17 protein-coding genes and 3 pseudogenes are annotated in these 17,026 nt (G+C 62.3%); 12 read left to right on the top strand and 8 right to left on the bottom strand.

From position 1 onward, the window contains the following. Positions 1–227: 227 nt before the first annotated feature. The 5 genes from GUI70_RS15185 to GUI70_RS15165 all read left to right on the top strand — a co-directional run bounded on the left by GUI70_RS15185 (position 228) and on the right by GUI70_RS15165 (position 4,703). Complete coding sequence (locus tag GUI70_RS15185) at positions 228–632, top strand: hypothetical protein (protein ID WP_161883167.1); 405 nt, start codon at positions 228–230, stop codon at positions 630–632. Positions 633–769: 137 nt separating this feature from the next. Further along, complete coding sequence (locus GUI70_RS15180) at positions 770–1,429, top strand: response regulator transcription factor (RefSeq protein ID WP_161883166.1); 660 nt, start codon at positions 770–772, stop codon at positions 1,427–1,429. Next, on the top strand, positions 1,426–2,784 hold the full coding sequence (locus tag GUI70_RS15175) for a sensor histidine kinase (RefSeq protein ID WP_161883165.1): 1,359 nt from the start codon (positions 1,426–1,428) through the stop codon (positions 2,782–2,784). The genes GUI70_RS15180 and GUI70_RS15175 overlap by 4 nt, the downstream gene beginning before the upstream one ends. Before the next feature lie 54 nt (positions 2,785–2,838). Then, positions 2,839–3,810, top strand: a complete 972-nt coding sequence (locus tag GUI70_RS15170) for an aldo/keto reductase (RefSeq protein WP_161883164.1) — start codon at positions 2,839–2,841, stop codon at positions 3,808–3,810. Continuing rightward, positions 3,807–4,703 (top strand): NAD-dependent epimerase/dehydratase family protein, encoded by an 897-nt coding sequence (locus tag GUI70_RS15165; RefSeq protein WP_237724958.1) that lies wholly within the window; start codon positions 3,807–3,809, stop codon positions 4,701–4,703. Before GUI70_RS15170 ends, GUI70_RS15165 begins: the two co-directional genes overlap by 4 nt. 2 nt (positions 4,704–4,705) lie before the next feature. Here GUI70_RS15165 and GUI70_RS15160 read toward each other — a convergent pair whose 3' ends face one another. From GUI70_RS15160 to GUI70_RS15150, 3 genes are all read right to left on the bottom strand, one after another. After that, positions 4,706–5,719 (bottom strand): alpha/beta fold hydrolase, encoded by a 1,014-nt coding sequence (locus tag GUI70_RS15160; protein ID WP_161883163.1) that lies wholly within the window; start codon positions 5,717–5,719, stop codon positions 4,706–4,708. Then, positions 5,716–6,705 carry an SDR family oxidoreductase gene (locus GUI70_RS15155; protein WP_161883162.1) on the bottom strand — a complete coding sequence of 330 codons (990 nt, stop codon included), beginning with the start codon at positions 6,703–6,705 and terminating at the stop codon, positions 5,716–5,718. Before GUI70_RS15155 ends, GUI70_RS15160 begins: the two co-directional genes overlap by 4 nt. 93 nt (positions 6,706–6,798) lie before the next feature. Continuing rightward, positions 6,799–7,485, bottom strand: coding sequence for a GGDEF domain-containing protein (locus tag GUI70_RS15150; protein ID WP_161883161.1), 687 nt, complete (start codon positions 7,483–7,485; stop codon positions 6,799–6,801). 102 nt (positions 7,486–7,587) lie between these two features. Here GUI70_RS15150 and GUI70_RS24030 point away from each other — a divergent pair, with 102 nt between their 5' ends. The 3 genes and pseudogenes from GUI70_RS24030 to GUI70_RS15140 all read left to right on the top strand — a co-directional run bounded on the left by GUI70_RS24030 (position 7,588) and on the right by GUI70_RS15140 (position 9,144). Further along, a complete protein-coding gene (locus GUI70_RS24030) occupies positions 7,588–7,770 on the top strand; it encodes a hypothetical protein (protein ID WP_202630499.1) in 183 nt (60 codons plus the stop codon). A gap of 68 nt (positions 7,771–7,838) precedes the next feature. After that, a pseudogene (locus GUI70_RS25030) lies at positions 7,839–8,267 on the top strand (DUF1641 domain-containing protein); the annotation flags it as partial. A gap of 90 nt (positions 8,268–8,357) precedes the next feature. After that, a pseudogene (locus GUI70_RS15140) lies at positions 8,358–9,144 on the top strand (IS5 family transposase). A gap of 104 nt (positions 9,145–9,248) precedes the next feature. Here the strand turns inward: GUI70_RS15140 and GUI70_RS15135 are convergent. Continuing rightward, positions 9,249–10,754, bottom strand: a complete 1,506-nt coding sequence (locus tag GUI70_RS15135; RefSeq protein ID WP_161883160.1) for a protein adenylyltransferase SelO — start codon at positions 10,752–10,754, stop codon at positions 9,249–9,251. Positions 10,755–10,996: 242 nt separating this feature from the next. On the opposite strand from GUI70_RS15135, the gene GUI70_RS25260 reads away from it, so the two are divergent. Beyond that, positions 10,997–11,281: an excalibur calcium-binding domain-containing protein gene (locus tag GUI70_RS25260; protein ID WP_368733635.1), complete on the top strand. Its 285-nt coding sequence runs from the start codon at positions 10,997–10,999 to the stop codon at positions 11,279–11,281. A 398-nt stretch (positions 11,282–11,679) separates the two neighbouring features. After that, complete coding sequence (locus GUI70_RS15125) at positions 11,680–11,850, top strand: hypothetical protein (RefSeq protein WP_161883158.1); 171 nt, start codon at positions 11,680–11,682, stop codon at positions 11,848–11,850. A 169-nt stretch (positions 11,851–12,019) separates the two neighbouring features. Here GUI70_RS15125 and GUI70_RS15120 read toward each other — a convergent pair whose 3' ends face one another. Both GUI70_RS15120 and GUI70_RS15115 read right to left on the bottom strand, forming a co-directional pair. Beyond that, positions 12,020–12,565 (bottom strand): SDR family oxidoreductase, encoded by a 546-nt coding sequence (locus GUI70_RS15120; protein WP_272952884.1) that lies wholly within the window; start codon positions 12,563–12,565, stop codon positions 12,020–12,022. A 911-nt stretch (positions 12,566–13,476) separates the two neighbouring features. Next, on the bottom strand, positions 13,477–14,049 hold the full coding sequence (locus tag GUI70_RS15115) for a hypothetical protein (protein ID WP_161883157.1): 573 nt from the start codon (positions 14,047–14,049) through the stop codon (positions 13,477–13,479). 233 nt (positions 14,050–14,282) lie between these two features. Here GUI70_RS15115 and GUI70_RS15110 point away from each other — a divergent pair, with 233 nt between their 5' ends. Continuing rightward, positions 14,283–14,540, top strand: coding sequence for a helix-turn-helix domain-containing protein (locus GUI70_RS15110; RefSeq protein WP_161883156.1), 258 nt, complete (start codon positions 14,283–14,285; stop codon positions 14,538–14,540). Positions 14,541–14,774: 234 nt separating this feature from the next. Here GUI70_RS15110 and GUI70_RS15105 read toward each other — a convergent pair. Both GUI70_RS15105 and GUI70_RS15100 read right to left on the bottom strand, forming a co-directional pair. Further along, positions 14,775–15,278, bottom strand: a pseudogene (locus GUI70_RS15105) (DDE-type integrase/transposase/recombinase); the annotation flags it as partial. 217 nt (positions 15,279–15,495) lie between these two features. Next, positions 15,496–15,882 carry a DUF1398 domain-containing protein gene (locus GUI70_RS15100; RefSeq protein ID WP_161883154.1) on the bottom strand — a complete coding sequence of 129 codons (387 nt, stop codon included), beginning with the start codon at positions 15,880–15,882 and terminating at the stop codon, positions 15,496–15,498. An 85-nt stretch (positions 15,883–15,967) separates the two neighbouring features. On the opposite strand from GUI70_RS15100, the gene GUI70_RS15095 reads away from it, so the two are divergent. Further along, positions 15,968–17,026, top strand: a complete 1,059-nt coding sequence (locus GUI70_RS15095; protein ID WP_161883153.1) for an IS4 family transposase — start codon at positions 15,968–15,970, stop codon at positions 17,024–17,026.

Here is a 17,026-nt window from a genome sequence, read left to right as displayed (position 1 = left end):
GGTCGGTCTGGTGCGACCGTTCGACCTTAGAAAGCGGCGGTTAGACGACGGTAAGAAACCGCTCTGCGTCAAGGCGGCCTGAATACGACCTCATCAAAACAGTGTCCCAGACAACATTGGGCGTTTCTTGAGGTGGGCCGCCCTCTAACCCCCGGCCAACACGCCCGCGCTGTGATACCCGGCGGGACAGCGGCCACGCTCGCGTGCCGGTCCCAGGAGGCCCACCCATGCATGCACCCCTGACCTCTCCCTGGCGTTTTTGGCCCGCTCTCCTGCTGCTGGCGGGCATCGCCTTCATTCACTTCAAGGACATTCCCGACAAGCTCAGTGAAACGCCCTACCTCGGCTGGCTCTATATCCTGCTGGTGGTTGGTTGCGCGGCGGCCGGGGCCTGGTTGATGACCGAGCGCTGGCGGTGGGGCTATCTGCTGGGCAGCTTGATATCGGCGGGGGCCGTTATTTTTTACGTGCTGACCCGCAGCGTCGGGTTGCCGAATGCCAAAGACGACATCGGCAACTGGGCCGAACCCGCCGGGATCGTCTCGCTGCTGCTGGAAGCGGCCTTCATCGTGGTGGCCCTGAGCGCTGGCCGCCGCGCTCAGACACTGCCGCCGCAGCCGCTGCGCTCCTGAAGGGTTTACCCGGCCGGTCCTGAGTCCGCTGGTCTGACTTCACTGATCTGACCCTGCTTCTTACCTGCGTCCAACGCCCGCCCGCTAGGGTGAGGCCATGTCAAGGCCAGAAGCGAAGTTTGAACGGGGGGTGAGCGGTGCGGCTACTGCTGGTTGAGGACGATCTGCGGATCGCCCGGCCCACCCAGCGTGCCCTGGAAGAGGGTGGCCATCAGGTCCGGCTGGAAACCGACGGCGTGGCAGGTCTGGCCTCGGCGCACGCGGGCGACTTCGACGCGCTGCTGCTCGATGTGATGCTGCCGGGTCTGGGCGGCTTCGAGCTGGCCCGTCGACTGCGCGAGGCGGGTGGGCAGACGCCCATCGTGTTTCTGAGTGCCCGCAGCGCTCTAGAGGACCGGGTGGAGGGCCTCGACTTGGGCGGCGACGCTTACCTGGTCAAACCGTTCGAGCTGCCCGAACTGTTTGCCACCATCCGGGCGGTGGTGCGGCGCGGCGAGGCGGTCCGCAGCGCCCGGATGGTCTTTGGGGACGGGGCGGGCCTGCTCGACGCCAGCCAGCGCCAGGTCTGGTGGCAGGGCCAGGTGGTGGGCCTGACCGCCCGCGAGTACGCCCTGCTCGAAACGCTGGTGCTCTCCCGGGGCCGGTGGTTTACCCGTGAGGAACTGCTCTCGAAAGTCTGGGGACCGGATTTCGCGGGCGCGGCGCGGGTGGTGGACGTGTACGTGAGTTACCTGCGGCGCAAGCTCGACGCTGCGATGCTGCTGAGTTCGCGCGGCCTGGGCTACCGGGTCCCGTGAATATCCGCCTGCGGCTGGCGCTGGGTATGGCCTGCGTTACAGTGCTGGTGGTCGTGATGGTGGCCGCCGTCCAGTTTCTCGCGCTGCGGTCGTTTCTCTCATTGTCCGAGCATGAGCGCCTGGAAACGCTGGTGCCTGCCCTGGAAGCCAGCCTTGATGCCCAGCTTCGCCGTCCCGCGCCCGCCGTGCTGAGTCTGGCGGCGCTGCCACGCAACGTGGACATCCGGGTGCTGCGCGGTGCCCAGGTGCTGGTGCAGAGCAGCGAGTTTCCGGCGGTGCCTCCGCGCACACCGCCCGGCTACCAGCCGATCGCGGGCCACAACGTTCTGATTGCACCGATCATCGTCGGAGGGCAGGTGGCGACTGCCCAGCTCGCCAGCGACCTGCTCGGCGTGCTCAATCCGCTCAAAGCCTACCTACGGGCGCTGGCGATCACGGCCCCAGCGGCAGCGCTACTGGTCGCCCTGCTGGGGTTCGTCTTCGCCGGGCGGCTCTTGCGTCCACTCTCGCATCTGGAAAGTGCAGCGGCGTGGCTGGGTCAGGGCGGCGATCTGCGCACAATCTTGCCCGGTGCGGGCCGCAGCGACGAACTCGGGCGGCTGGCCAGTACCTTGCAGGCCACCTTCGCTCAACTCGCCGAACTGCGCGAGCGCGAGGCGGAGTTCACCCAGGCGGCGGCCCATGACCTGCGCTCGCCGCTGGCGGCCCTCAAGACCCGGCTCCAGGGCGCGCTGGTCGGGGCACGCACGCCGCAGGAGTTGCGCGAGGACATGCGCGAGGCACTCTCCGACGTGGAGCGCATGCGCCGCCTTACCGAGGACCTGCTGCTGCTGGCCGGGGGCGAGCGCGAGGTGCAGCGCCTGCCGCTCAATCTGGCGCACCTGACCGGCGAGGTCGTGGACCGCCTGCGCGAGCGCACCCCAGACGTGCGCCTCGATTTCGAGACCTGGGGCGATACCCGTGTGCTGGGCGACGAACTGCTGCTGATGCATCTGGTCGAGAACATCATCGAGAACGGCTTTCGCCACGGCCAGGGAGCCGATATGCAGGTGTGCGTGGGCGGCGAGCCGGGTCTGGTGCGCCTGGAGGTCCGCGACTCCGGGCCGGGCGTGCCGCCGGAAGCGCTGGAGCGCCTCACCGAGCCATTTTACCGGGCCGATCCAGCACGGGCCGGCGAGGGCAACGGGCTGGGGCTGGCCATCGCCCGGCGGGCAGCCCTGGCCCACAGCGCGGCCCTGCGCTTCGTCAACCGCCAGCCGAGCGGGTTGCAGGTGAGTGTGGACTTTGCGCGCCAGCCGGTAGCCCAGCCAGAACTTCAGGCCCAGGAACTTCAGATGAAGAAATCCCCAGGATGACGCGCGGCGGTCTGCGGGTGTAGCTTCACGGCGAGTCAAGAGGGAGGAATCTGTATGGAGTACCGTCAATTGGGCCGCACCGGCCTGAAGGTCAGCCCGTTGTGCCTGGGTACCATGAACTTCGGTCCCGAGACCACCGAGCAGGAGAGTCAGCGCATCATGGAGCAGGCACTCGACGCCGGGGTCAATTTCTTCGACACCGCCAACGTGTATGGCCGCCAGCCGGGCGAGGGTGTCACCGAGCAGATCGTGGGCCGCTGGCTGGAGCAGAATCCTGGCAAGCGCGATCAGATCGTCCTGGCGACCAAGGTATACGGCAAGATGAGCGACGGTCCCAACGACCAGAAGCTCTCGGCCTACCACATCCGCAAAGCCTGCGAGGACAGCCTGCGCCGCCTCAAAACCGACCACATCGACCTTTACCAGATGCACCACATCGACCGCTCGACGCCCTGGGAAGAAATCTGGCAGGCGATGGAGCAGCTGGTGCGCGAGGGCAAGGTGCTGTACGTGGGCAGCAGCAACTTCGCGGGCTGGAACATCGCCCAGGCCAACACCCTGGCGGCCCAGCGGCACTTCATGGGGCTGGTGTCGGAGCAGAGCCTGTATAACCTCAACGCCCGCATGATCGAGCTGGAAGTCATTCCGGCCTGCCGCGCCTTCGGATTGGGCCTGATTCCCTGGAGTCCACTCGGCGGCGGACTGCTCGGCGGCGTGCTGCAAAAAGCCGAGTCGGGCCGCCGCGCCAGCGAGGGGGTGCAAAAGCAGATCGAGCAGCACCGCCCGCAACTCGAGCGCTACGAGGCGCTGTGCCGTGATCTGAACCAGGACCCGGCAGACGTGGCGCTGGCCTGGCTGCTGCACAATCCGGTGGTCACCGCCCCGATCATCGGTCCGCGCACCGCGGATCAGCTCAGCGGCGCGCTGCGGGCCATAGAGATCAAATTGAGTGACGAAACCCTCAAGGCCCTCGACGAGATCTGGCCCGGCCCCGGCAACCAGGCTCCCGAAGCCTACGCCTGGTGAGTGCTCCGGCTGAGGCGACCCGGCCCCACATCGTCCTGACCGGTTCTGCCGGGCGGGCAGGCCGCGCCGTGCTGATTGACCTGCTGACGCACGGCTACACGGTCACCGCCGTGGACCGTGAGGTGACGCCCATCCCAGAGGGCGAGTTTCCCGGCAACGTGAAGGACCGCCTGCGCGCCGACCTGACCGATTTGGGCCAAACCTTGGAAGTCATGGCCGGAGCGCAGCAGGTGATTCACCTCGCCAACATCCCGGCCCCCGGTCTGTTCGCGCCCCACCGCACGCTCGTCGAGAACGTTTCGATGAACCACGCGGTGTTCACGGCGGCGCTGATTCACAACTACACGCGGGTGGTCTGGGCCTCAAGTGAGACGACCCTGGGTCTGCCCTTCGACACGCCGCCCGATTACGCCCCGGTGGACGAGGCGCACTACCCCCGTCCCGAGTCGTCCTACGCGCTCAGCAAGGTTCTGACCGAGACGATGGCCGCCGACTTCGCGCGCCGCAGCGGGATTCCCTTCGTGGCGCTGCGGCTGTCCAACATCCTCGGCCCCGCCGAGTACCGCGAGCTGCCTGAGCGGGCCTGGACGGACGTTCATGCCCGCAAGTGGAACCTGTGGGGCTATATCGACGAGCGTGACGTGGCCCTGGCCTGCCGTCTGGCCCTCACCGCTCCACTGGAGGGCGCACCGAGCTTCATCATTGCGGCGGCCGATACGACGATGCCGACGCCGTCGCGCGACCTGATGGCCCAGGTGTTTCCGGGTGTGCCGCTGGGTGACGCGTTGAGTGGCCACCAGACGTTGCTCAGCATCGACAAGGCCCGCCAGCAGCTCGGTTTCGAGCCGCGTCACCGCTGGCGCGACACGCTGCCGGAGCCAGGCCGGCAGTAGCGTCAGTTCGCCAGCCAGTTCCGCACTGCTGCCTTCAGGAAAGCCAGCTCGTCTGACAGGCCTGCCGGACTCCCGGCCCGGTGGCCCCAGATGCTGGGGATGGGATGCAGTTCGCCTGAATGTAAATAAGGCAACTCGGCAGCGTTGTCGGCCACCCGGAAATACAGATCGGTTTCGCTGGGCAGCAGCAGCACCCGCGCCTTGATGGCGGCCAGGGCACGCGGCAGGTCGCCATCGTAGTCCGGTGTGCTGATGTCGCCGTGCTGCCAGCTGAGGGCCTGGGCATACAGGTTGGCGGCCCGGCAGCGCGCGAAGCTGCCTGCCCAGTCGGTTTCCAGGTAGGTTTCCAGGTCAGGTGCGCCCAGGGCACTCTCAAACAGCCGCGCCCGGTAGAAGTCCTGGCTGAGTCCCCAGCCCGCATAGATGTGGCCGAAGGCCCGGAGGGCCGCCACCGGCTCCGCCGAGAACCGCCCGTTGCCGAGGTGTTCCGGGGCGGCCTCCAGCGTCCGGAGCAGGCCCGAGAGAAAGACCTGATTGTGCAAAGCAGTGCGGGCGCTGCCGCAGACCACGATGGCGCGCTCGACCTGCTCGGGGAAGAGGGCCGCCCAGTGATAGGCCTGCATCGCGCCCATCGAGAAACCATAAACGGCGGCGATCTGGGTGATGCCGAACTGTTCGCGCAGTAGCCGGGCCTGGCACTGCACGTTGTCGCGCACCGTGACGAGGGCCGGGTAATCGGGGGTGGTGGCTGCGCCCGACGACAGCCCATTGGAAAACATGTCGGGGACGACAATAAACCACTGCTCCGGGTCGAGCACGCCGTCCGGGCCGATGAGCCAGCTCTGGCTCTCGTGGGTGGCGGTGTAGCTGCACGGATAGACGATCACGTTGTCGCGGGCGGCGTTGAGGGTGCCGTGGGTCTGCCAGGCCAGCCGCGCCGAGCGGATTACGCCGCCGCGCTCGACCGGCACGTCGCCCAGCTCGAATACCCCCTCCTGAACGGGCCAGGCACTCAAGGCCGGACGCCTTGCTGGGCTGCGATGATGGTGTCCATCAAGTGGTTGAGTTGCTGATCGACGACCTGCCGAGCCGGATCGGCGTCGTACCAGGCCATGATCTCCTGTGCGCCGCGTGCGAAGGGAATCTTGGCCTCGAAGCCCGGCACGGCCCGCTTGATCTTGGTGTTGTCGAACACCATGCTGTGGGCCTTGTCACCCAGCAGTCCCGCGCCCCGGTCGGCGTCGAAAGCGGCGATCACCTCGGACGGCACATGGACCAGTTCGGCCTGCGTGCCCGCCGCGCGCGCCACCGTCTCGAAAATCTGATTCCAGCTCAGCCACTCGTCCGAGGTGATGTGAAACACATCGCCCACGGCCTGTGGATTGCCCAGCAGCCCGGTGAAGGCGGCGGCGAAATCCTGATGGTGGGTCAGGGTCCACAGCGAGGTGCCGTCGCCGTGAACGATGACCGGCTGGCCCCGGCGCATCCGGTCGACCACGGTGTAGCCGCCGTCCATCGGCAAGAGGGTCTGGTCGTAGGTGTGCGAGGGCCGCACGATGGTGGTGGGAAAGCCGTCCTCGCGGTAGGCCCGCGTCAAGCGTTCCTCGCAGGCAATCTTGTCTCTGGAGTAGCGCCAGTAGGGATTGCGCAGCGGCGTCGATTCGAGAACCGGTAAACGCTCTGGCGGTGTCTGGTAGGCTGAGGCTGAGCTGATAAAGATGTACTGGTCGGTTCGGTCTCTGAACAAGGCCAGATCGGTTTCGATGTGTTCCGGCGTGAAGGCGACCCAGTTCACCACGGCGTCAAATCGGCGGCTGCCCAGCGCGGCGGCAGCGGACGCCGGATCGCGGATGTCGCCGTGCAGCGGGGTCGCGCCATTCGGGACGGGCCGTGAGGTCGTCTGTCCCCGGTTGAGCAGAAAGAGTTGATGTCCAGCTTCCACAGCCACACGTGAGCAAGCCGAGCTGATGATGCCGGAGCCACCGATAAACAGGATGTCCATGTCCTGATGGTACGCCTACGAGGAAGCGGGAGCCGGGTATGGAACGATTGGATTTCGCTATTCCAAGATTTGATAAGGGTAGTTATCAAATCTTCAATTGAGTGACTGTGGATACTTTTTACCAGCAAGACCGCCAGCCGTGACGTCACCAAGATCTTTAGCGTCGTCACCACGTACCGCGAGTGCGGCGTGGTGACCAGCGTGGATCATGACGTGATCGAGCTGCACGCCGACGCCCAGAGGCGCATCCCGGTAGGCAATTAACGCGGCTTGCCGTGTAAACGCTTCGCCCGCGCGGGCCGTCATCCAGTAGCCCTCCAGCAGGACAGCATACCCGGCAGCACCTCTGGCGTCGATCACGGCCCGCTCAGCTTCAGGGAGAAACGCACACAGCGCCCGTGCCTGCTCGCCCAGGTCGTTCGCGCCCAGAAGTTCACCCTCTTGCAGCCACCCCAGAAGGCGTTGAGCCAGACTAGAAAGCACCTGATCACCCGCCAGATGACCCAGCGAGTCGTTGACGCTCTTGAAGTCATTGACATCGATAAACAGGAGGGCCATCGGACTTTCAGTCATCAGCGCCGCTTGAACGACTTCCTGAAGTTGCTCCCTGAAGAGCACCCGATTGCCCAACCCAGTCAGTGCATCGTGTTTGGACTGGGACACCATGTGCTGAGAGAGCAAATGATGCTCAATCGCTACAGCGGCGAGGTAACTGGCTTTTTTCAGATCCTGCAGCAACTTCTCTGGAAACGGGCCTGGAATTCTGGCGTACATCGCCATGGTCCCGAGGATGATCTCAATACCATCAATGATGGGAAGGGAAGCGCAGGCACGTAAAGCGTTGGTGAACAGCAGGTTGAGGTAGTCGGCGCAACTGGGAAGTTGCTGAGTCTCGGCGGAACGACGCCCCTGCCGCGCACCAACCACCGGTACGGTCACCCGACCCCCCAGCGCGGTGTGGAGGTCGAGCGCAAGTGGCGGCGCGCGGACTACACCTTTCCAGGCGACCTGCCGGACTTGCCGCAGATTGCCGATGAGATGATGGAGAACGCTGGTGCCGACTGATCCCACAGCAGCGGTGAGCGCTTGCCAACGCTGCGCCGACCCGAGCTTGATAGATTGAGAGGAGTGCCATGGTCAAATCGCTGACCTATGAGCCCAGGCTCCCGACCGCCGCCGAGCGCCTGGAAGAAGCAACGGCTCGGCACGTCGACGCCCTGCTTGAAGCGTTGGAACTGTTAGAAGTGCTGCGCGAGCACCGCCTCACCGAAGGGCTCACCAACGTCGTGCGCGGCGGCAGCGCCCTGACCGGGCACGCGTTGACGGCCCTGAACGAACCCGGGGCGGTGCGCAGCATCCGCAGCTTGCTGGAACTGCTGCGGGCGTTTGGTGGTGTCGAGCCTGTCGCTTTGCAGACAGTCCTCGGAGCGGTGAGTGACGGCGTCCAGGAGGGGGCGCGCCGGGTGCGGGAGAAAGAACGAGTCAGCACCCTGGAACTGCTTGGTCTGCTCCGAGACGACGACGTGAATCTGGCGCTCAGTGCCCTGATCGGCACGCTGCGCGGGCTCGGGCGCGGGTTACGGGAGCGTCAGGAGCACGGGACAACCCCGGAGGTTAATCTAGGCTGTGCAGGAGCCTCCTTCGGAGCTGGGATGGCGCAGCAAGGGTACCCGGGTGACGTGGACGACGAGACGTACCAGTTCCTGCTGCCGTACCTGGCGCTGAGCCCTGAAAACGCGCCTCAGCGCAGATATCCCCTACGCGACGTGCTCAACGTGCTGCTGTGGATGCGTCGAACGGGAGCATAGTGGGCGTACCTGCCGAACAACTTTCCCCGCCTGAGATCGTAGGATCTCAGGCATAGGGCTGGTTTGCCGCCCACTGTTTCGAGAACGCTGTTCACGAATTGCGACTGTCCAGCCGCATTCAGCAGCAACGTGGAGGGGAACCCTCCGCGATCATCGTGGATAGCCGGACCCTCCAAAGCACCCCCCGAGCGTGGTCACTGCGCTAGGTACGACGGGGTCAAGCGGCGTAAAGGCACCAAAGTCCATCTGATGGTTGGCACCTTGGCCATCTCATCACCCTGATGACCTCGCCTGCCAACGAACAGGACTGAGTGCAGGGAGAAGTCCTGTGTCGAGAGGCTCAGGAACTGACCGGCGGCATGTTGGGAGTGGCTTTCGTCGATCAGGGCGACACGGGGCAAGAGACCCTGAACGCCGCCAGAAAGAGCAATGTCGATCTGATTGCCGTGAAGCGTCCGGACGCTTCACGTGGGTTCGTCCTGCTCCCTCGGCGCTGGGTTGTGGAGCGCTCCGTGTCCTGGTTACCGCGCTTCCGTCGCCTAGGGCGAGATTCGGAATGCCTCTCTTCGACCCTCACTTCCTGTCTGCCTGTGTTCTGATGCTGGCAAAAAACAGACCCTTTCTTGAATAGCGTTCTACCCAGCCTCTAGGGTTGTTTTCACGGTAGATCGATACCACGTGGGCCAGGTCTGAGCCCCAAACCTGACACATCAGTAACCTACGCTGCTCTCACCGTCAGGTGCCGCAGAACGTGCGGTAGCAGGCCGTTACCTCCGCGCCGGCCGGTTCGGTGTATTCGGCCTGATCCTGCGTCTCGTCGTAAGGCCGCCGAATCGCATTCAGCAGGCGCCTGAAGGGAGCAAGATCTTCTCTTTCAGAAGCCGCTGACAATGCTTCCTCAACGCGGTGGTTGCGTGGGATGACCGCCGGGTTGACGCGGCGCATGCGCTCGGCCCATTCACTCTCTCCCAGGGCATGCCCGCGTTCGCTCTCGACACGCGATCGCCAGCGGGCGAGCCAGGCGTCGGGTGCCTGCAGGTGAGGAAAAAGGGAGCGTAGCGGCATCTCGTCGCCGCCCGCTGCATCGGCAAGCCGGCGCCAGCCCAGGGTGAAGTCCACTGCGTGTTCGTGTAAGAGCGTCAACCAGTCCGCCGCGAGCGCCCGGTCCAGCTTATCGTCACCACTTTGCAGGCCCAGCTTCTCTTTCTGCCCTCTTAAAAGTGCGGCGGCATACCACTCGGGGAAGGCGTCAATCACCTCTGTCGCTTGGTCAACCGCTTTCGCTACGGCGTACTCGCTCTCACCTTTGGCGATGAGGGGCAGTAAGGTTTCAGCCAGACGTGCAATGTTCCAACGCGCAATCAGCGGCTGGTTGCCGTAGGCGTAGCGCCCACCATGGTCAATCGAACTGAACACCGCCTCAGGGTCGTACGCCTCCATGAAGGCACATGGGCCGTAGTCGATCGTCTCACCAGAAATCGTCATATTGTCGGTGTTCATCACGCCATGAATGAATCCCACATTCATCCATTGTGCAATGAGAGCCGCTTGCCGCTGAGCCACGTGTCGGAGCAGGGTCAGGTACTGGTCCGTTGTCTCGACGAGGTCTGGGTCATGCCGGGCAAGAGCGTAGTCGGCGAGTTGTCGGACCCGGTTCGTGTCTTTGCGAGCGGCGAAGAACTCAAAGGTACCCACACGCAGATGGCTCGCCGCCACGCGGGTCAGCACGGCACCGGGCAGCGGCTGCTGGCGGTATACGGGCTCGCCCGTGCCCGCCACGGCGAGGGCACGCGTGGTTGGAATCCCGAGCGCATGCATGGCTTCGCCAATCAGAACCTCACGCAACATGGGGCCAACGGTCGCCTTGCCGTCGCCTCCTCTCGAGAAGGGGGTGCGGCCTGAGCCCTTGAGCATGAGGTCGCGGTGTTGTCCGAGCCGATCGATGACCTCACCCAACAGCAGGGCGCGCCCATCGCCCAATTGAGGTGAGAACCCGCCGAACTGGTGGCCCGCATAGGCCTGTGCGAGCGGTTCAGCCCCCTCAGGAACCTGGTTGCCGGCAAAGATCGCGGCACCCTCAGGCCCGTCCAGCACTTCGGAATCCAGCCCCAGTTCGAGGGCCAGTTCCTGATTGAAGAACAGCAAGCTCGGTGAAGGAACGGAAGCCGGCTCCCAAGGCGCGTAAAAGCCCTGGAGGTCCCGCGCATACGTGTTGTCAAATCGAAACGTGGAGGCAGACATGTCAAACAGTCTGACGCGTGCCCAACATCCCGTCGAACTCAGCTCACAGTTCAGATTCTTAAGAAATTTGCCCTCTCGAACCGCCGTAAGACTGTTTGCCGGTTGTGTTTCAGAGAGAAGCGACTTTCGGCTTCCGGTTGGTGAGCAAACGCTTGTTTATGCAACGTTCCCACCAGTGTCTCAGTGCAGGTCGCGCCGTTGCGTAAAGTGGTTGCCAAACTCGATGTAGAGGCGATGCCTTTGTGTCAGGGGAACCATCGTGTTTCTCGGTAGCAACGAAGCCTTCACTCCCTGGAACTGGGTGGTGCAGGCAGTCCAACCGCCTGCAGCTTATAAATTTCCTAGAAGCCAACGCCTTGCCAGCAACGCTACAGGCTGACGCTGCCCGAGGGCGGCGGCCCGTTTCAGCACTGGCCGCGCTTCCGGGGCGGGTCGATCAATCCCGAGCCTGGAAAACTGTTCAGCGCAGTCGGCCGGGCTACCGTAGCAAGCTCGACGGTGATGGAGACGGCATCGCCTGCAAGTAGGGGGAGTTCGAACCCGAGCGCTGTTCAAAGCAGCCATTTTTTGAACCCGGTGCATGAATTTGACAACCCGTGAATACTCCGGTATATTTAGGAAATCAGGCGGCCTTCGGGTCGCCTTCTTCCTTGTCTTGATCCGCTTCGCTTGACCGAACGGATCAAGTCTCGAGCAGAAACGCGCGGGCCCTCAAAAGACGTGATCTGCTGTCAGGGCGTCATGCACCCTGACCTCCAGGCTCCACTGAAAAGTTGTCCCGTCCGGGACAACCCATTGGCGGCCTGAGTTCGGCACCGGGTGTTCTGACCCCGCCTGAGACGCCGCTCTTCGCACGTGCCATGGGGGCCATCGCCGAGCCACTCTTCCCCGTGACCTTCGCGGCGTGGCGGGCGCTGCACACAGCATGACCCCGCCCGTGTTCCTGGCGGTGGACGTGTCGAACGTCGTGGCCCGCGCGTACCATGCCAGTGCGGCGGGCAAGGAAGGCCAGTCGGTCATCGGTCTGGCCCTCCACCTGACCACGTCAACTCTGCTGATCTGGCGCCTCGGGCTTACAGCACTGCTGCCCTTTTGAAAGAGCGTTCATCTTGTGAAAGGTGAACTTGACTGTTACTTCAAGTCTTCGGAGGAGAATACGGGGGCAGCAGCCATGTTGTGCCGATAGTCCTTCAGGCAAGCGAGAGACTGCCGCTGCGGATCAGGCGCGAGTGGGAGGGAGAGCCGTGCTGAGATCCCACCCAGCATCAGCCATTGACAATGTCGCCACCGTTGGGGTGTAACACCTGCCCACTGATATAGCTGCTGTCCTCTGAAGCCAGAAACACGAAGGAGGGCGCGACCTCGGCAGGATGACCCAGACGACCCAATGGCGTGTCCTGACCATGTTCGCTCACGCGCTGCTGGTCGAACGTGCTCGGAATCAGGGGGGTCCAGATCGGTCCCGGCGCGACGGCATTCACGCGGATGCCCTGCTCGGCCAGATTCTGCGAAAGGCTGCGAGTGAAGCTCACGATGGCTCCCTTGGTAGAGGAGTAGTCCAGCAGTTGCGGGCTGCCCTTGTACGCCGTGATGCTGGTGGTGTTCACGATACAGTCACCTTTTTTCAGATGGGGCATGGCGGCCTGCGTCAGGTAGAACATCCCGAAAATGTTCGTGCGAAAGGTTTTCTCCAGTTGCTCGGACCCGATATCTGTGATCCTGTCCTGCGGATGCTGCTCGGCGGCATTGTTCACCAGCACGTTCAGGCCACCGAGCGTATTTACGGTTTTCTCGACAGCGTCCTGGCTAATCTACACTCTCGACTTCTTGACTGGTAAATACACCGGTCGTCAATATTCAAAGGCCGAGATAATCGATATGATTTTTTTCATTGAAGGCTAGGCGGTTCCTCTGAAAAGTGTCAGCATCGGGACCGAACCCGGATCATGATCTCCTGTACGGGCTCAGGTTTGTGATCAGCGGCTGAGGCTAGAGATCATCCAGAAATTCCCTTGACTTTCCTTCAAGCCGCGCTGGGCGGAGGTTGAACCCTTGGTAGTCTTTGGGTTAAACGATTTGTCGATAACCCCCTCTGATACAGCATCGATGTCACCCTGTCCTGATTTTCTGGATGACTTCTAGGTACGGACGACGGCTGGCGCTCACGACAGCTCCCGCGCATCTGGTCGCTGACATCCTGCGTGACGTATGCGTCCCAGAAACTTTGGAGACATCTGGGCTAAACACACACTTCCGGTGTGATTCCTGCGTACCAGGCCGCACCTCGCTGAACGTTGACCGCTGCGGCAACACAGCCCTCCTGAAGTTCGGTTTTTGACTCCCCCGATAGCGCGACCCGAACACAGCTTGCCAGCTGCTGCACCGCCAGTTGGCTGCCAAGATGCTGGGCCGTCCCCTCTCATCCGGAGATATCGTGCACCACCGCGACGGCAACTGCCGCGGCAACTCCCAGGGCAACCTGCTGATGCTGCCCAGTCAACAGCCGCACGCCCATATTGAGCACCTGCTCCGGTGCGAGAAGCGGGGGCCAGACCTGCTGCTGACGATTCGGCAGAAACGCCCAGGGTCGCTTTTCGAGTACCTTCGGCCCCTGCCAGCCATTGCAGCCCGGTCAAACTGAAGACCAAGTCCGCTAAGGCACACCACTCCGTGCTCGTGGTGCCCGGTCTTGAAGAGCACCCTGAACCGGGGAAATTCCCACTCAGAACAACGGCTCGTAGCTGCCTGCGAGATAAAGCTGCAGGGCAGGCATGGTCACCATGAAGACGACCGACTCAAAGCGATCGGAGTTGGAGTCCTGAACCCTGAAGCTCATCAGAGTACTGAACAGCTTAAAGTGGCGGCTGGTTGTGGTCCGCGTGCTTTTGTCCTCTCCCATGACGTAGGTGACTTCGAGATATGCGTGGAACAGACGGCCAAGGGCCTCGATGAGCTGCGCGTCTGTGAGCTTCACTGCCGGAAATAGGACTGCCAACTGCTGGAAAAACGCGTCTACAGAGACTTCCAGCAAACCGTACGTCTGCTCGACTGGACGCTGGGCGTACAGGTAAACGGCGGTGCGCATGACCGCTGCGTCGTCCGCGTGGGGTACCACCTTCAGAGAGTGGCAGCTGACGGTGCGCTGCGAGCGTCCGTGGGTCCGCTGGTAACTCCAGCCGAGCACCGGAGCGGAGAGCGTGCGCTGGCTGCTGATCAGACCGAAGTAATCAAATTCTCCCTCCAGCAGGTGGTCGAGTGCTTGTTGTGCTTCAGGATTCAGCCGTGGTTTAGCCATGATGTCTTCCTCTGTACGCTGCCCTAGCCTGTCGAAGAATCGGTATTGGTCTGTCGATCGCCGCCTTCACACAAACTGCTCGATCCTAATTTTCTAAAATAGAACAATTCTAATGTAGAATATGTCATTCGGACCATCTCCCCTAGCGTGGGCGGGTGCCAGGACGCGCGCAGAAACCAGACCGGATCTACCCAGGCCGAAAAGCTCAAGCCCTCGGCCGACAAGGCCAGGGCTTGAATGTGATTGGCCCGCGCCTGCGAACGGCCCGCCTGGCGCAAACCCCGCCTTGGTCCCTCGAGGAACTCAGCGCGCTACTGGAGCAGCAGTCGGGACTCGAGCTCTCCGCCGCCACGCTGAGCAAGATCGAACGTGGCCTGCGAAGTGTCTACGACTTCGAAGTCATCGCCTTCTGTCGATTGCTGAAGATTGATCCCAGCGTGCTGTTGGGCTTCACAGCAGAGCGACCACCAACGGTTGAAGCAACGAACTGATTGACGTTTTCTCTGCGCAGCACGCTTCAAAGCGTGCCGTGAGAAGAAGGCCATGACGCTCAGTAGAGTACAACTTCACTTCGAGCCGCTCCTGGAGATGAAAAAGGGGTAACCAGTGTCTCAAACGGTGCTGTCAGGTTCATCCTGCGGCTGGCAGACGAACAGCAGGGGTGGCCTGAAGTTCAGGCCACCCCTGCGCCAACCTCCCGCCACATCTGAAATGCCTGAGGTTGGTTACTTCTTGGGCAGAACGGACGCCCATGAAGACGCCTGCCCGCTTCTTCTGATCTGGGCGGGAACCGTCGTTCGGGTGTAGCGGTGAAGGTTGGAGACCCAGGCGTGGAGATTCAGGAATTCCTGGGTTCGCTTGATCTTCCTGAAACCGAGTTGACCACGCTCTTGTTGTCGTGTGGGACGGTGGGATTGTCTTGGGCAGAACGGTACCCTCGTCGTGAACGGACGCCCATGAGGACGCCACTCCTCCCATATGGGGCTTGCCCGCTGCTCAATGATGTTGTTGCAGCGGGCCGCCCTGATGACCTGCTGATGGTCGACCGCCTGGAGTGCCGGAAGTTCTCGGATGGCGGCTCCATCACTGGCCAGCTTGTCGGTCCAGATCGTCTCCGGGACGTGGAATTCGCCGAGCAGGCGAGCGAAGAACGTTCTTGCCGCTTCGGTCTCTCGGTGGTATTGCAGCAAAACGTCGAGCACGACCCCGTGCTCGTCCACGCTCCTGAAGCGCCTCGCAGCATGGACCCTGCCTGAGCCGCCCCAACTCGCGTAAGTTCATTGTGAATGCCCAGCCGCATGCTCGGCCCGACCGACAAACTCGAATTTGGCCACCAGGTCTAGCGCTCCGACCAGGCTGCCGTCGCTAAGCACCCAGCAATCACTTCTCGCCGTCGCCGGACTTGAGCTTTTGAAGGCAGATCAGGGAAGAATAACTCTTCAACCACTATTCGATCTGCTCGGAAAGCATTTCGACATTTGATTTATCGTAATAAGTCATGGTCATTTTATCGGTGTCTACGGTCCACTCTTCAATCCCAGCTTCCGCCAGCCCCTTTGACATCTCAAGGTAAGTTGTCTTCCCTCTTGAATGAAGTTCTAAATGACTTAGAAAATCCTGTTTGCTAGATAGATCAGAGACGGGAAAACTTTCGTGAACAGGTGGGGAGGTGATTTTGTAACCGCCTTCCCCGAGGTACTCTGAGTGGCCATCTATCAAGTACGAGTTGTATCTCTTGACGCCGATAGCACGAAGGGAGCGAACGTACTCAGAGAATGTGGACGCTTTGCCGAGACGAGAATGAAGTTCATTGATCTGCTCGATGGTGAACACAATTCATGGTATGGATTCTCACTCTCTAGGGGTCAAAAGTAGGATGAGGGGATGAGAAGTCGGCTCCTGTACGGTGTTTTCTGTCATGAAGAACACCCAGAGCCGACCGCCTCAGTTTAGTCTCTGTGCCCTGCTCGCCCAGCATTTCCCTTTGGATCCTCGTCGGCTGACCGTCCTGAGCGCCCTGATCCTGGCCGTCATTCAAGCTCGCAGCGTCGTCCTGTACCAACTCGTCCAGATCATCGATCTGCCGGGTTCGGATGACACGGTCTACCCGCGTCTGAAACGCTTCGCGCAATTTACCCTTCCAGATCTCTTTGTTGCTCGGTTCGTCCTGGCCCATCTTCAAAATGAGCAGCAACTGCTGCTCATCCTCGACCGAACCAACTGGAAACTGGGCTCTGCGGACATCAACATCCTCCTGGTCAGTGTCCGCTGGCAGACCTTCAGCTTTCCGCTGGTCTGGACCGTGTTGCCGCAGAGCGGCAACAGCAACATGGCGACCCGCATTGCCCTGGTCGAGCGGGTCATGCCTTTCCTTCAAGGCCGGAAAGTGTTGCTGGCCGCCGACCGGGAATTTATCGGGAGGGATTGGTTTGTCGCCCTGCGCCGCCTGAACATCTCCCCAGTCATCCGTCTCCGGGCCGACAGTGTGGTGGAGGGTTCGCCCGTATGGGTGAGGTTCAAGAAACTCAGGTCGGGTGAGGTACGCGTCTGGTACAAGTCCGTCTACGTCTACGGCGTCACCCTGCGCTTTCTTGCCTGCAAGAATCTCCACGGTCAGACTCTCTTCCTGGCCGATCAGGGCCATGCGGGACCAGCGCTGAAACGCTACGCCTTGCGCTGGACTGCAGAGAATATGCACCAGGCTCTAAAGTCCAGAGGCTTTTTCCTGGAGCGCACCTACCTCACCCAGCCCGCCCGGGTCTCGACCCTCCTGGCCGTGATTGCTCTCGCCTTTGTGTGGTGTTGCCTGGTGGGCGAGTTCGAGGAGCAGCGTGACCCGTCACGCTGCCTCCGACACGGCGACCCACCCAAAAGCCTCTTTAGACGTGGCCTCGATGCCCTGCGTACCGTACTCAGCAAGCCGAAAAGTAGCTCTGGGAGAGAATTCCCTATCTTCCTTGCCACTTTTGACCCCTAG

This window comes from Deinococcus alpinitundrae (assembly GCF_009982895.1).
In the GTDB taxonomy this organism is placed as follows: domain Bacteria; phylum Deinococcota; class Deinococci; order Deinococcales; family Deinococcaceae; genus Deinococcus; species Deinococcus alpinitundrae.
Note: the sequence above shows the minus strand (reverse complement) of the source record. Positions and strands in the feature narration are given on the sequence as shown.

Excerpts from the sequence above, each read along its gene's own strand:
- GUI70_RS15155 (WP_161883162.1), bottom strand. The coding sequence starts at position 6,705 with ATGGACATCCTGTTTATCGGTGGCTCCGGCATCATCAGCTCGGCTTGC.
- GUI70_RS15125 (WP_161883158.1), top strand. The coding sequence starts at position 11,680 with ATGACCCCGCCCGTGTTCCTGGCGGTGGACGTGTCGAACGTCGTGGCC.
- GUI70_RS15185 (WP_161883167.1), top strand. The coding sequence starts at position 228 with ATGCATGCACCCCTGACCTCTCCCTGGCGTTTTTGGCCCGCTCTCCTG.
- GUI70_RS15150 (WP_161883161.1), bottom strand. The coding sequence starts at position 7,485 with ATGGCGATGTACGCCAGAATTCCAGGCCCGTTTCCAGAGAAGTTGCTG.
- GUI70_RS15135 (WP_161883160.1), bottom strand. The coding sequence starts at position 10,754 with ATGTCTGCCTCCACGTTTCGATTTGACAACACGTATGCGCGGGACCTC.
- GUI70_RS15095 (WP_161883153.1), top strand. The coding sequence starts at position 15,968 with ATGAAGAACACCCAGAGCCGACCGCCTCAGTTTAGTCTCTGTGCCCTG.
- GUI70_RS15170 (WP_161883164.1), top strand. The coding sequence starts at position 2,839 with ATGGAGTACCGTCAATTGGGCCGCACCGGCCTGAAGGTCAGCCCGTTG.
- GUI70_RS15115 (WP_161883157.1), bottom strand. The coding sequence starts at position 14,049 with ATGGCTAAACCACGGCTGAATCCTGAAGCACAACAAGCACTCGACCAC.